Here is a 14,056-nt window from a genome sequence, read left to right on the forward strand (position 1 = left end):
CGCCCTCCTCGGGCGTACTGCTGGGGATCGGACGTCGGGGCGAGGACGGTCGCGGGGCCGGCGGCCCCGCGACCGGCGCGGTCAGCTGCGGGCGGCGACGGGTTCGTGGTGCGGCGGGCCGTCCTCCCGGGGGGCGGCGGCCGGGTCCCCGGCGGCCTCCTCCGGCAGGTCGCGCTCGTCGAGGGCTATCTGGACGACGGTGGGGCCCTGGTCCCGGCGGACGAGGAGACCGCGTCCCGGCTCGCCGCGCCGGGCGCGCTGCTCACCGATGAGGACGCCCTCGCGGTGGTCGCCGGAAAGCAGCAGCCCGCTCGTGCCGTTCTCCTTGAGCTTGCTCAGCAGCGGGTCGGAGAGGAGGGCACGCCCCGCGCCGCCGACCCTGCGGGCCAGGACGAGGTGGAAGCCAAGCTCCTCGGCCTGCGGGATGAACGGGGCGAGCGGGGCCAGCGGGCCCTGTCCCATGCCGCCGGCTGCGAGGTCGTAGTCGTCGGCGACGACGTACAGTTCGGGCCCCTGCCACCAGGTGCGCCCGGCCAGTTCGGCGGCCGTGACGTCCGGCGGGGGCATCCGGTTGCGCAGGGTCTCCGCGAGGGCCTGGGCCTGCCCGGCGACGAGGTCGGCGTTGCCGCCGCGCGCGCCGATGTACTCGGGCGGGACGACGTCGAGGAGGCTGTGCCGGTAGTCGACCACCATGAAGCGGGCGTCGCGCGCGGAGTGGCGGGCGGCGAGGCCGCGCATCCAGGCGCGCAGGAAGGCGGTCTTGCCGGAGCCGGAGTCACCGAGGACCACGAAGTGCGGCTCGCCGGAGGTGAGATCGAGGCCGACGGGGGTGAGGTCGGACTCGCGCAGCCCGATGGGCACCTCGCGGCCGGTGAGGGCCGGGCCATGGCCCTCCCAGTGGTCGGCGGGCACGGGCACGGCGGCGGCCAGTTCACGGACGGTGACCCGCTGCGGCAGGACGCGCAGCGCCGGGGCCGAGGGCCGCTTCCAGCTCGCGGCGATCCGGGCGACGAGCGCGCGTTCCGCCTCCGCGAGTCCGTCCACGGAGTCGACGCCGTCGAGACGGGGCAGCGCGACGTGGTGGGTGAGGCCGGGCGGCAGGATGCCCCGGCCCGGGACGCTCTGGCCGAGCGCGCGGGCGGCCTGGCGGTTGATCTCGGACTCGGCGGGGTCGTTGAGGCGCAGTTCGAGGCGGCCGGGGATGCTGTCGCGCAGCCCGACACGGATCTCGGCCCAGCGGTTCGCGGTGAGCCACAGATGGACGCCGACGCCGAGACCGCGCGCGGCGATGTCGGTGAGCGTGGCGGCGGCCTCATCCTCCGCGGCGTGCAGCGCGGCCCAGTTGTCGACCACGAGGACGACGTCGGCGGCCCGTACGCCCTCGGGCAGTTCGCCGCTCACGCGGCGGGCGCGCAGGTCGGCGGCGGACTGGATGCGCAGGTCGCGGAACATCGTCTCGCGGGCGGTGACGATCCGGCCGACCTCGGCGAGCACCCGGCGTACGCGTTCCTCGTCGCGGCGTCCGGCGATGCCCGCGACGTGCGGGGCGTCGGCGAGCCCGTGAAGAGTGCCGCCGCCCATGTCGATTGCGTAGAACTGGAGTTCGTCGGGGGTGTGGGTGAGCATCGCGCTCAGCATCGCGGTGCGCAGGAAGGTGGACTTCCCGCTCTGCGGGGCGCCGACGAGGGCGAGGTGCCCCTGGCGGCCCGTGAGGTCGATGCCGATGGGGCGCTGTTCCTGGCGTGCCGGTACGTCGATGACACCGGCCGGGAACTTGAGGCTCCCCGGGAGCGGCCACAGCGGGCCGACGAGCCCGCGCTCCGGGTCCTCCTCGGGCTCACCGAGCAGCGGCAGCAGACCGAAGTGCGCGGGGAGCGGGGGCAGCCACACCTGGTGGCCGGGGGTGTCCTTGGTGAGCACGCGCTCGACGGCGAGGGCGAGTTCGGTCGTACCGCCCGTCCCGGTCCACTCCCAGGCGGGCTTCTCCTCCTCCTCGGGCGCGAGCGGCGCGAGTTCGCCGTGCACGGCGAAGGGCACCGGGGCGAGGGCCGCGGGGGACGCGTCGGGGTCGAAGCCCCGGTAGGGCGCGGAGACGTGGGCGACGCGGAAACGCTCGTACACCGTCTCGTCCACCTTGAGGTAGGCCGAGCCGGGGATGGCGGGCAGGCTGTAGGCGTCCGGGGTGCCGAGGACGGCCCGGGACTCGGCGGCGCTGAAGGTGCGCAGTCCGATCCGGTACGAGAGGTGGGACTCAAGGCCCCGCAGGCGCCCCTCCTCCAGGCGCTGGGTGGCGAGCAGCAGGTGCATACCGAGCGAGCGGCCCACGCGCCCGATCTGGACGAACAGGTCGATGAAGTCGGGTCGCTGGGAGAGGAGTTCACCGAACTCGTCGACGACGATCAGCAGGTGCGGCAGCGGTTCGAGCGGCCTGCCCTCGGAGTCGGTGCCGCCCGCCGCCTGGCGCAGCTGGTACTCGCGCACCGAGTCGGCGTTCCCGGCCTCGCGCAGCATCCGCTGGCGGCGCTGCTGTTCGCCCTGGAGCGCCTGGCGCATCCGGTCCACGAGGGCGAGGTCGTCGGCGAGGTTGGTGATGAGACCGGAGACGTGCGGGAGTTCGGTGACCCCGGCGAAGGTCGCGCCGCCCTTGAAATCGACCAGGACGAAGGCGAGGTGTTCCGGGGAGTGCACCAGCGCGAGCCCCGTGACGAGGGTGCGCAGCAGTTCGCTCTTGCCGGAGCCGGTGGCGCCGACGACGAGGCCGTGCGGCCCGACACCGCCCTGCGCGGACTCCTTGACGTCCAGGACGAGGGGTTCGCCGGTGCCGGTGACGCCGATGGGGACGCTGAGCAGGTCCCGGTCGTCGGGGGCCCGGCGCCGGTCGGCCGGGTCGAAGGAGGCGATGTCGGGGATGCCGAGCATTCCGGAGAGGGAGACGTGCGCGGAGAGGACCTGCTCGCGCTCGCCGGAGAGCTGGAGGGGTGCGAGGGCGCGGGCGGCGGCCTCCAGGACGCCGGGGGCGATCTCGTCGGCGCTCGCCTTCTCGACGCTCGCGTGCAGGGCCGGGTCCCGGCCCTGCAGGACGAGTCCGCCCCGCGCGTTCGTACGGGCGCGGACGTCGACGCGGCCCGGCTCCGAGCCTTCCTCGTCCACGAGGCACACGAGGTGCAGGCCGATCTCGGGTCCGGCCTCGGTGAGGAGTTCGTTGAGGAGCACGGAGCGGGCCCAGACGGCCTCGGGCTCGTAGTCGTCGATGAAGACGACGAGGTGCCGTCGCGCGGCGGCACCGCGCTGGGTGAGCAGCCGGTTGCCGCGCTCGGCGCGGGCCGTGACGGCCTGGTCGAGGACGGCGCGGAGGTGGTCGTTGAGTCCGGTGAGGTCGTCGGCGAGCATCGGCACGACCTCCTGCTCGCGCGCCCCGCCCTCCTGCTCGGCCGGTTGCGCGTGCGGCAGCCACTTCGCCCAGTCCCAGGCGGAGTGCCCGCCGGTGACGACGGCGACGCGTACGTCGTCGGGGGCGTGCAGCACGGAGAGTTGGAGCAGGAGTGCCTGGGCGAGTTCCCGGCCCCGGGCGCGGGGGCCGAGGAGGCTGACGACGCCGGAGTTGCCGAGGTCGAGCCAGGCGGCCTGGTCGTCGACGGCGGCGTGCTGGCCGACGAGTTCGACGGCGGCGTGGCGGCAGGCGGTGTCGAGCTCGACGGTCGGGTCGCTCTGCTCGGGCAGGCGCAGCGGCGCGGCGGGCGGCACGGTGCCGGTGCCGAGGCGCAGGCGGAGGAAGTCGTCGTCGCCGGGGCGGCGTTCCCACACCCGGCGGCGGCGCGTTGCCAGCGCCCACAGCCGGTCGGGGTGCGGGTGCCGCCAGGCGTCGGCGGCGCGCTGCTCGGCGCGCGAGTGCAGCGCCTGCTTGCGCATCCCCGACAGGTACTCCATGTACCGCTCGCGCTGGCGGAACTGGTTGCGGCGGCGGCTGCCGCGCAACTGCATCCGGACGCCGATGGTGATGCCGATGGAGACCACGACGAAGGCCATGCCGAGCAGGATCATCCAGGCCCGCCCGTAGGCGACCATGTAGGCCGCCATGCTGACGCTGGAGAGCAGCGGCAGCAGGAGCATGAGCCAGCCCGCCGCGCCCTGCGGCTGGGGTCGCTGGGGCGGGGCGGCGAGGGTCGTCCCGCCCTCCGGCACGGGGGGCGGCGTCATACGGACGGGGCGGTGGAAGGGGATTCGACTCACGGTGGCTGCCTAGCGGGCTGTCGGCGGACGGAGCGGGGCGCGGGCACGGGTGCGGCCCTGGCGGGGGCACGGGTGCGCGCGGGGGCGGACGCGGGGCGCCCGCGCGGTCGTGGGGGCGCGGGGGCCGCGGCTCAGTGGGGGAAGGTCATGGTGATCGCCGTCTTGTTGGTGTCGGTCTCCGCGCCGGGCGGGGTGTCCTTGGGGTCCTCCCCGTCCCCGCCGCCGGTCAGCGCGTCGTGGAACTTGCCGAAGGCGCCGGTGATGCCGTCCTCGGCGAGGCTGTAGTTGTGCTCGGCGCTCCCGACACCGTCGGCGAGGGTGGGCAGGACGGCGGGCGTCGGGTCGTCCTTGAAGCCGAACAGCTCGCGCATCACGCGGTTCCACTCGTCCACGACGGCCTGGGCGTCGGCGGCTGCCTTGCCCTCCCAGCGCAGGCGCAGCCCGAAGATCCGGTCGCCGATGGCCTGGGTGGTCTGCGAGACCTCCTTGCTCAGGTCGAGGAGCCGCTTGGCCGAGGACGCCATCCCCTGGGGGGAGACGTCCAGGAGGGAGGTGTCGTAGTCGGTCTTGCCGTTATCGGCCATGACGCACCTTTCCGGCGAAACCCGGTGCCCGGTACGGGACTTGTTCCCGTACTCGCCACCGCGTCCGCACTGACAATTCCGCACACAAGTGATAAACCTGGCAGAGTTCCCGGGGATCGGTCCCCGGCCGGCGTGCCACCGGGACGGTGCCGGACAGACGAGGGAGAGACCGTGAGCGGCCCGATAGATTCCAAGTACGACACGACGCCCCTGCCCGAGCCGGAGGAACCGGCCGACGGCAAGGACCCGGAGCCGAGTGCCGACAACGGCAAGGACCTCAGCGGCCTGGTCCCGGAGGACAAGGTCGCCTGGGACACCCCGCCCTCCTTCAATCTCGACCCGAAGGACGTCAACAGCAGCGGCTCCAATCCCCCCGAGCCGAAGCCGGGACCGCCCTCCGGAAACCTGCGCGTGGACCTCGCCTCGCTGCGCACGGCGGAGAAGTCCATGCTCGTCGAGGCGCGCGAGGCGGTCGCGAAGTACGAGGAGGTGCGCGCGCACGTCGCCTCGGTCAAGGACACCGTCTTCGGCCAGACCGCGAAGGACAAGGCCGACACCGGTGAGGGGCACACGAGCCTGGCCAGCGGCTACAAGCCGCCGCAAGAGGACTCGGACAACCCCTTCGCCCCGGCCGCCCGGGAGTTCGCCGCCGAGATGAACCCGGCGATGGAGCGCGCGCTGCTTCAGGTGGGCTCGGCGCTGGAGAAGTTCGGCGAGTACATCGCCCTGCTCAACCACTCCGGGCAGGTGTACGCGCACACCGACCGCGAGTCGCGCTTCCCGCCGCCGCCCGCCGGTTGAGCGGGGCGCGTGCCCGGCCCCGCCCCGCCCCGCGTGCCGCGCGGGGCGGCGGCGCGGCACGGCGCCCGCTCGCGGCCGTACGGGCAGCGGCGCCCCGGGCGCGGCGAGCGCCCCGCGCGGCACGGCCGTACCGGCGGCGCGGTGCGAGCGCTCAGCCATGGGAGCCCCCGCCGTGCAGGTTCTTCTCGTTCTGTTCCTCGGCGGCGTGGTAGTTGTCGTAGCTCGTCTGCATCTTGACGACGATGTCGGCGAGGACCCGCTCCAGGTCGTGCTGGCACTTGTGGAACCAGGACTCGATCTCGTCGAAGGTCCCGTAGGCCGGGGTGTTCCAGTGCTCGCCGACGCCCTTCATGGCGTGGTCGATCTCCTGCATGAGTCCGGTGACCAGCCCGGACGCCTTGCGCACGTAGCCGAGCGTGTCCCTCAGTTCGGCGAGGTCCGCCTTGAACTCCTCGAACGTGATCTCCTCAGCCATCCGTGGCACACCTGCCTCTCCCCCGGTCCTCCGGGGTCTGCGGTCGCGGCGCGGCGTACGGGACGCGCGCGGGGGGAAGCGGCGCGCCGGTCACAGCGCGCCCTCGGGCGGGAGGTCGGCCGTCCGCAGCGTCGTGAGCAGGTCGGGCTCGGCGGCGGCCAGTCCGGCGGGGCTGAGATCGAGTTCCGCGACGCGCGCGGCGTGCCGCTCGGTCATCCGCTGGAAGACCTGCCGAGCGCTGCGCCCGTTGCCGAAGCGCTCGCCGCGCGGCAGGGTCTCGAAGTAGTCGTGCAACGCTTCCACGGTCTCGGGCGCGCAGGTGTACTCGTGCCGCGCGGCCTGGTACTGCACGATGCGCACCAGTTCGGGCGGGGAGTAGTCGTCGAAGTGGAGGGTGCGGGTGAAGCGCGAGGCGAGGCCCGCGTTGGAACCGAGGAGCCGGTCCATCTCGCTCGGGTAGCCCGCGACGATGACGACGACCTCGTCCCTGTGGTCCTCCATGAGCTTGACGAGCGTCGCGACGGCCTCGGAGCCGAAGTCCGTCATCTGCCCCTGCGGGACGAGGGAGTACGCCTCGTCGATGAAGAGGACCCCGCCGAGGGCGCGCTTGAAGACGGCGGTCGTACGGGGCGCCGTGTGGCCCACGTACTCGCCGACGAGGTCGCCGCGGTCGGTCTCCACGAGGTGACCGCGGCTGAGCAGGCCGAGGGCGGCGAGGAAGCCGCCGTAGAGCCGGGCGACGGTGGTCTTGCCGGTACCGGCGTTCCCCGCGAAGACGAGGTGGCGGCTGAGCGGCGGCGGGGCGAGCCCGGCGTCCTGGCGCACCTTGACCATCTGCATGAGCCTGGTCAGCGTCAGCACCTCGCGCTTGACGCCGTCGAGCCCGACCAGGCGGTCGAGTTCGGCGTGGAGTCCGGCGAGTTTGGCCGCGGCCTCCTCGGGGTCGCGAGCGCCCTCCTCGTCCTCGCCCGGCCCGGTCCTCGCGGGGGCGCGGTGCGCGGGCACGGCCGTGAGGACGGCGCGCGCCTCGCCCGGCGACGCGAGCGAGGGCAGCAGCGGCTCCGCGACGTCCTCGACGTGGCAGTCCTCGGCGCGCACCTCGGCGTCCTCGGCGCGCAGCAGGTCGGTCTCGGTGCCGGTGACGGTGCAGCGGCGCAGCAGGACGCGGGAGCGGGCGGCGGCGTAGACGGCGGGGAAGCGGCTGCCGGTGAGCCGGCAGTCCTCGTAGCGGCCCGCGCCGCCCTCGTCGACGTAGAGCGCGTTCTTCGCCGCCCCCTCGACGGTGAGGCCGCGCACCTCGGCCTTGGCACCGGCGCGGACGACGACGCCGCTGCCGCCGGGGGCGTCCACGGTGCCGTCCTCGATCACGGCCGTGCTGTCCTCCTCGACGAGCAGGCCCGCGCCGCCGCTGCCGGTGACGGTCACGTTCTCCAGCCGGGCACCGGTCCCCGGGCCGACCCTGACGCCCGTCTCGGCGCTGCCCTCGATCGCGCACCGCGCGAGCAGCGGGCGGTGGCTGGTGCGCAGCCGGACACCGTCCCGGCCGCCGGAGACTCGGCAGTCGCGCAGGGCGGCGTCGCCGTCCTCGACCACCACCCCGGCGAGTTCGGCGCCGCTCACCTCGCAGCCCGTCGCGAGGAGTTCGGCGCGCGCGGTGACCCGCAGACCGTACTCGGGGGTGCCGGTGACGGTGCAGTCGCCGGCGCTCAGGCGTGCCGAGCCGCCCAGGTGGACGGCCGTGTAGGCAGTGTCGCGCACGGTGCAGCCGGTCAGTGCGAGGTCCGGCTCGCCCACCGCGTAGACGCCGTTGGCGCCGGTACGGGCGAAGGTGCAGTCCCGCGCGGTAACCTGCCCGGCGGCGCTCACGACGAGGGCGCTGTCGGCGCAGTCGACGGCCCGTACGGAGACGAGTTCGCCACCGGCCTCGCCCGTGACGAGCACGGCGGCGCCCTCGGTGTGGTGCACGTGGCAGCCGTGGAGGCGGACCGCGCTGCCGTCCTCCGCGAGGACCCCGGCACCGGCGGTGCGGAAGATCTCGCAGTCCCGCAGCCGCACCCCGTGGCCCGGGTCCCCGGCCTCGTGCGCGGCGCCCTCTGCCGCGGGGGCGCGACGGCCCGCCGTGCCGCGCGTCCACAGGCCCTGGCCGCCCGCCCCGTGGAGGCGGCACTCGTCGAGGCTCGCGGTGGCGTGGCCGCCGACGAGGACGGCCGACTCGCCGCTGGCGCGCACCTCGCAGCGGCTCAGGCGTACGTGCGCCCCGCCGCTCACCAGGACACCGTGCCCGGTGACTCCGTCGATCAGGGAGTCGGAGACCTCGGCCCGTGCCTCGTCCTCCACGCGCAGGCCCTCACCGGTGCACCCGGCGAGCGTCACGTCCTCCAGGACGGCGTGGCCGGTGCCGGTCAGGCGGACCGCCGCCGCCCCGGCGCGCCGCACGGTGCAGCCGCCGAGCCGGGCGGTCGTCGTCCCGGCGATCTCGACGCGCCCGCCGGTGATCTCGCAGTCGCGCAGCACCGGCTCGCCGCCGCGCAGCAGGACGACGGGGTCCCGGGGAACGTCGGATTCGAGGGCGAAGCCCCGCACCTCGGCGCGGCCCGCGTGCACGGTGAGGGCGGGCCCCCGGGCGGCGACGAGCCGCACGGTGCCCTTGGCGACGAGGCTGACGTCCTTGTCGAGCACCAGGCTCTCGGTGTAGGTACCGGCCTGGACGGTGATCACGGCGCCGGGCTTCGCCGCCCGTACCGCCGCCCCGATCGTGCGGTGGCCGCCCCAGCTCCCGGGCGCCACGCGCTCCGCGGCGAGCCTCACCGCGCCTGCCTCCGCCGGGCCCCCGTCCGGTGGCCGCCGGACGGGGCGGCTGACGGGGAAGGTACGGGAAAGCCGTGCCCCTGACGGCCCGTCACAGGCCGCTCCCGAGGTTGGCCAGCTTGTCGAAGAGGCCGAAGACCCCGGCGGCGAGCGGCACGCAGACGACCGCGAGGAAGGTCGCGAGGCCGCCCGGCCAGCTCGGGCGCTCCTGCTCGACGGGGCGCAGGGCCGCGCCGAAGGCGAGGAAGAGACCGCAGGCGAGCAGGACGAGCCCGGCGAGGAAGGCGGCCAGCGGCCCGGCCGTCCGCGAGTCGAGGGCGTACTCGGGGACGCGCACGGCGAGCGCCAGCAGTCCCACGACACCGGCCGCGAGCTGGGGGGCGACGGCGCTGAGCACCCGGACGGTCCCAGCGTGGAGAAGCAGGCCGAGGCTCACACAAGCGGCGAGCGCGAGGCCGTAGACGTCGTCGTGTGCGGCGAGGACGAGCAGCGCGGCGGCCAGACCGGCGGCGGACACGGCGCTGAGCGTGGTCAGCAGCCGGTTGCCGCGGCGGACGATGTCCGCGACGTCGGTGGAGTCGATCACGGCGGCGCCGGTGTCCCGCCCCGAGGGGACGAGCACCGCGATCTGGCTGGTGACCCGGGGCAGGAGCCCGGCGAGCAGGAACAGCACCGTCGCGACCACGGCGGCGGAACCGGCGAGACCGGCGTGCAGGACGGTCAGCGGGACCACGAACGCCGCGGCGACGAGCGTGAACAGCTGGAGCAGCACGGTGGCGGCCGAGGGCAGCGCGAGGAGCCCGGCGAGCGCGCCGATCACGGCCGTACCCGCGACGAGCACGGGTGTCGCGACGGGCCCGTGCACCGGGGCGCCGAGCCCCGCGCAGGCCATCAACGGGCAGGCGGCGAGCGCGACGAGCCGCCGCACGGCGAGCGGCAGCGGCCAGTTCTTGCGGGTGGCGTACCAGGCGAGGAGCGCGCTGCCCAGCGCCGCGACCGCGACGAGGGCGGCGGAGGCGCCGGAGAGCCGGTACGCGCCGAGCCACACCGCCGAGGCGAACATGACGAACAGCCCGGCGAGCACGACGCTCTGGGCACGGCGGCGGGCGCTCCACAGCGAGCCGTCCCCCCGGGCCTCCGCGACCTGCTCGTCGAGGTCGGTGACGCTCAACTCCTCGCGTTCGGAGGCGCGCTGGTCGCGCAGGTAGAGCACGGCGCCGTCGAGGATGCCCGCCGCCGCCAGCGAGACGCCAGGGGCGAGGGGCAGGCCGCCCGACTCGGCGAGCGACCAGACCGGAGCCAGGTCCTCGGGCTCGGGCTGGCCGCACAGGGTGGCGAGCCGGGGGGTGTACTCGGCGATGGGGGCCTGCGCGGGAAGCGCGAGGTCGACGCGCCTGCGCTCGCCGACCACGGTAACCCGGCAGCGTTCATCGGGCACGGACGTTTCCTTCGGTGTGGGGCGTACGAGGCCGCCTCGGTGTGGGCGTACGAGGCCACCGGCCCGCGGGCCGCGGTGGGTTCAGTGCCGCCAGGTCGACATGTTCGACCACTCGGCGTCACTGTAGTTGTTCCAGTTGACATGCATGGCCTGCGCGATGCGGCCGAGCACGCCGTCGGGCCCGAAGAGGCCGTCGGCGGCCAGGTCCCACTCGTTCTGGAGATCCTGGTAGTACGTCGCGGCCTGGCTCTCGCGCCAGGCGTCGGCGAGCGGCGCGAGCTGCGACTTGAGCGCCTGGAGTTCACCGGAGATCTCCCCGGCCCTGGCGTTGAGCGTGCCGCCCGCGGCGGCGAGTCCCTCACCGACGTAGATCGGTGTGCCGTCGATATCGGCCATGGCTCCTCCTCGGATGCGCCCGGCCCGGTGGCCGCGCGCGGACCGCCGGGGGCGGTGTGCGCGAACCGGCCGGGGCGGCAAATCAGTTGAAGTTGGTCCCTGACGGGATCTTCGGCACGTCCTGGCCGAGCGCGGCGAGGTTGTTGAGGTTCTGCTGCTCGGATTCCTTGTAGTTCACGTAGTTGCCCTGGAGGCCCTTGGAGATGCCCTCCAGCGCGTCGTGGAGCATCCGCGCGTAGACGTCGTACTCGGCCATGAGGGTCTGGAACTGGGTGTGGGCGATGCCCTGCCAGTTCGCCTCCAGGCTCGTCACGTACGCCTTGAGCTCCGCGAGTTGCCCCGCGATCTCGGTCGCAGTGCGGGCCGTGTTACTGGAGGCGTTGGCCAAGTACTCGGGAGTCACCCGGTACGTGACGCCGCCGACGCTCACAGCGGGCTGTTCAGCCATGGGAATCCGCCCTTCTCGCCTGCTACCTGATGTAGTCAAACATCGCACAGGCCCCCTCCGCCCCTGGTGGACGCCACTGAGCAGCCCCTGGACAAGCCCTGAGCAAACGCGGCACACGCGCGCCACCGCGTGCCCCGAGCGGAGGTGGGGGGACGGACGGGCCCGATCGGCTCACCCGCCCCCCGGGGCCACGCCTCACACCGCCCTCTACGGTTCCCTCTCCGCTATCTCCCCCACGAGCGCGAGTTGTCGGCGCTGGGCGCGTGTGGAGAGCTCCGTGAGCCGTTGGGCGTGCTCGGCCGTGGGGCACCACAGGAGCTGGGCAAGGAGGAAGCGACCACGGTCGGGGACCGCGACCAGGTCGGGCCACAGCTCGCCGGCCTCCTTCACGCGGCGGGCGACGTCGTCGTGGTGGTCCAGAGGTAGGACGAGATCGGGGGTCCTCGCCATGTCCGGGTACCACTCGGCCGTGTCCGCGAGACAGGAGCGGCGGAACTCCTCGTCGTGCGCCCCGCTGCGCAGCCGGAGCAGGGCCGCGTGGGCCCGGCGGGCGTCGTCGCCGCGACCGTCTGCTGACCGAGTACCCGGCGTGCCTCTGCAACGGACGGCGCCGTCTTCTTCTTCTCCGCGTAGATCTGCGTAAGGCGCTCGATCGCGTCGTCCTGCGTCCCAAAACCAGCCTGCTCACGCCGCTTGCCAATAGCGTCCCGGAACCGAATCGTGTACGGGTGCGGGCAACGGGTCGGCCTGGAGCAACCGCACTCCTTGAAGAAGGACCCCATCCCGCGGGCGAGCTGTCGAGCCACGTATTAAGGCTTCCGAGCAGGGCGTTGGGCTGGGCAGCAGGTCCCGGTCGCGGGTGCAGGTCAGCAAGCCGGACACCGTCCAGCCCGATGCTGACCGTTTGCTGACCCCGGGGCGGCGATCAGGGCTATGACCTGCGGAAACACCCAAACGCTAGATCTTGGACTTGAACATGGTGCGCAGCATTCGGCACTCCCAGACGGTTGGCTCCCTGCCTGCTCTTGCAGGTCAAGGGCGTTTCTCGCTCTGCATCGACACGGTTTTCCCAACGGGATGCCGACCACTCGGGATGCCGACCACTGTCAAGGACTTCCTGAAGCACCGTGGCCCTGCCCGAGAGGGAGCACCGATGAGTCGGGCGAACGTGCACTGTCGACGGATGTCCCGGGAATCACAACGCTCCGATCGCAGGCGGACAGGAACGAGGCTCGGCGAAGCCCACGACTTCCGAAGCCGTCCCGTCGATCACGGTTGGTAGCCTCCAAGGATGACTGCGACTTTCGACGAAGCCGTCCGCGCGCGACTGCAGGGCGCCCATATCTGGTACATCGGCACCGTGTTCGCTGACGGATCGCCGCAGGTCAGCCCAATGTGGGTGGATCTGGAGGGCGAGAGCGAGCTGACATTCAACACCTCAGTGGGCCGGGTGAAGGAGGAGAACCTCCGCCGCGACCCCCGCGTCTATCTCTCGCACGCGGACGCCGCCGACCCCTTCGACCGAGTGCAGATCAGTGGCGAGGTGACCCGCTTCATCGAGGGCGAGGAGGCCCATGACCGGATGGACCGGCTGGCCCGGAAGTATCTGGGCGTTGAACGGTTCGAGTGGATCATGCCGGAGGAGCAGCGGGTCGCTGTGATCGTGCGCCCGGTCAAGGTCCGACACATCGTCGGGGTGGAGCGGTTCCGGCCCGGAGGTCCCACCCCGACTCCCTGCGATGGGACGAGGGATCACGGAGGACCCCACCGCTCAGCAGCGGGGCCCTCCGTCTGACCTGACGGGCGAGTGCGGAGGATACGAGATCCGAACTCGTGAGCGAGGTACGAAGGAACGGCCGCCTCGGCGGAATGATCAAGCGTCAGGCGTCTGTTCCGCGCCGGGTCACCGTCACACGCTGACCGCCGTGCACCGTACCGGTGTTGATGTTTCCGTTCGGGGCCCTGTTCGTCACCCGAATGCCTTCGGATGCATCGCGCCTTCCCGTTCCCTCCTGGTCACCGTCCGTGCCATGCCCCTCGCCCGCGGCGTCGCCGGGCATGTGCAGGTCGTTCAGTGGTCCGGAAGGGAGCGGCACATGGATCCAGGCCCGTTGGGCGAACCGCTTGCCCTCGACCGTTGCCGGCACCTCGATGAAGTGGTCCGGATGACGTCCCGTGTACCCGCTGGCGACCGCGTCCTGGTAGCAGCGGTCCGACAGAATGGCCGCCACCTGAGTGACGTTCTCCTTGGAGGACGCCAACACGGCTTTGACCGGACGGGAGTCGAGCAGGCGGTGGGTGTCGTTGCGCACCGTCCCATTGCCTCCGAACTCGTCGCCGGTGTCCGGCAGGGGACCGATGTGCAGGCTGACACGGAGCCTGATCGGCAGGGCCCCGAGAGCATGGATATTGAACTCGGTCAGCACTTCCTGAAGCGTGAACAGCCAGGGATGGATGACGAAGGGCATCAACGACGGGTCGAATCCCAGGACGTATCCGTCGCCGGTGGAGGCGGGGAACTTCCGGTCGTTCCACAGCTCCGCCAGACCTGCCCGGTCCAATGAGGTCCCGATCAGGTCGGGCACCGTACGGCTGACGACCTCGTGCTCGATGGCGGGGAGGCCGGTGAAGTCCTTGGCGTCCACGGCGATGATTCCCCGGTACGGGGGCAGCGGGCGGCTGCGGGTGTAGGGCGCTGCGGTGGCCCGGGGCAGTCCGTTGTCCTGTTCGTGCATCGTCGCTCCTCTTCGAGGTTCCACCGGGGCTCGTGCCGGCGGGGGCGGGAATGTGGTGGTGCGTCGTCTCCGCGCCCCGTGAGCTTCACCGAGCGACGGGGAGCGTTCCGCTCCCGCGGTGCAGACGACCGGTGATCCACG

Annotated in this window: 11 protein-coding genes; 2 read left to right on the forward strand and 9 right to left on the reverse strand. The window is 73.1% G+C overall.

Translation table 11 applies throughout. The annotated features are described in order from the left end of the window. Positions 1 to 81: 81 nt before the first annotated feature. Positions 82 to 4,230, reverse strand: coding sequence for a type VII secretion protein EccCa (gene eccCa / locus OG520_RS04870; RefSeq protein ID WP_406012308.1), 4,149 nt, complete (start codon positions 4,228 to 4,230; stop codon positions 82 to 84). Positions 4,231 to 4,361: 131 nt separating this feature from the next. Then, positions 4,362 to 4,814 carry a WXG100 family type VII secretion target gene (locus OG520_RS04875; RefSeq protein WP_406012309.1) on the reverse strand — a complete coding sequence of 151 codons (453 nt, stop codon included), beginning with the start codon at positions 4,812 to 4,814 and terminating at the stop codon, positions 4,362 to 4,364. 171 nt (positions 4,815 to 4,985) lie between these two features. Here OG520_RS04875 and OG520_RS04880 point away from each other — a divergent pair, with 171 nt between their 5' ends. Next, entirely contained in the window at positions 4,986 to 5,615 is a 630-nt protein-coding gene (locus OG520_RS04880) for a hypothetical protein (RefSeq protein ID WP_093545724.1), read from the forward strand. Between the two features lie 151 nt (positions 5,616 to 5,766). On the opposite strand, the gene OG520_RS04885 is transcribed toward OG520_RS04880, so the two are convergent. The 6 genes from OG520_RS04885 to OG520_RS04910 all read right to left on the reverse strand — a co-directional run bounded on the left by OG520_RS04885 (position 5,767) and on the right by OG520_RS04910 (position 11,630). Continuing rightward, positions 5,767 to 6,090, reverse strand: coding sequence for a WXG100 family type VII secretion target (locus OG520_RS04885; protein WP_406012310.1), 324 nt, complete (start codon positions 6,088 to 6,090; stop codon positions 5,767 to 5,769). Positions 6,091 to 6,180: 90 nt separating this feature from the next. After that, on the reverse strand, positions 6,181 to 8,898 hold the full coding sequence (locus OG520_RS04890) for a right-handed parallel beta-helix repeat-containing protein (protein ID WP_406012311.1): 2,718 nt from the start codon (positions 8,896 to 8,898) through the stop codon (positions 6,181 to 6,183). 91 nt (positions 8,899 to 8,989) lie between these two features. Further along, positions 8,990 to 10,336, reverse strand: coding sequence for an EsaB/YukD family protein (locus tag OG520_RS04895; protein ID WP_406012312.1), 1,347 nt, complete (start codon positions 10,334 to 10,336; stop codon positions 8,990 to 8,992). Positions 10,337 to 10,417: 81 nt separating this feature from the next. Then, on the reverse strand, positions 10,418 to 10,732 hold the full coding sequence (locus OG520_RS04900; protein WP_093545736.1) for a WXG100 family type VII secretion target: 315 nt from the start codon (positions 10,730 to 10,732) through the stop codon (positions 10,418 to 10,420). 82 nt (positions 10,733 to 10,814) lie between these two features. Next, positions 10,815 to 11,180, reverse strand: a complete 366-nt coding sequence (locus OG520_RS04905) for a WXG100 family type VII secretion target (protein WP_399336293.1) — start codon at positions 11,178 to 11,180, stop codon at positions 10,815 to 10,817. A 207-nt stretch (positions 11,181 to 11,387) separates the two neighbouring features. Beyond that, the gene (locus tag OG520_RS04910; protein WP_406012313.1) at positions 11,388 to 11,630 is read right to left on the reverse strand and encodes a hypothetical protein; all 243 of its coding nucleotides are present in this window, start codon (positions 11,628 to 11,630) and stop codon (positions 11,388 to 11,390) included. A gap of 841 nt (positions 11,631 to 12,471) precedes the next feature. On the opposite strand from OG520_RS04910, the gene OG520_RS04915 reads away from it, so the two are divergent. After that, complete coding sequence (locus OG520_RS04915; protein ID WP_406012314.1) at positions 12,472 to 12,975, forward strand: TIGR03618 family F420-dependent PPOX class oxidoreductase; 504 nt, start codon at positions 12,472 to 12,474, stop codon at positions 12,973 to 12,975. Between the two features lie 85 nt (positions 12,976 to 13,060). Here OG520_RS04915 and OG520_RS04920 read toward each other — a convergent pair whose 3' ends face one another. Continuing rightward, positions 13,061 to 13,915, reverse strand: a complete 855-nt coding sequence (locus OG520_RS04920; protein ID WP_406012315.1) for a hypothetical protein — start codon at positions 13,913 to 13,915, stop codon at positions 13,061 to 13,063. Positions 13,916 to 14,056 lie beyond the last annotated feature (141 nt).

This window comes from Streptomyces sp. NBC_00984 (assembly GCF_045162475.1).
Classification (GTDB): Bacteria; Actinomycetota; Actinomycetes; order Streptomycetales; family Streptomycetaceae; genus Streptomyces.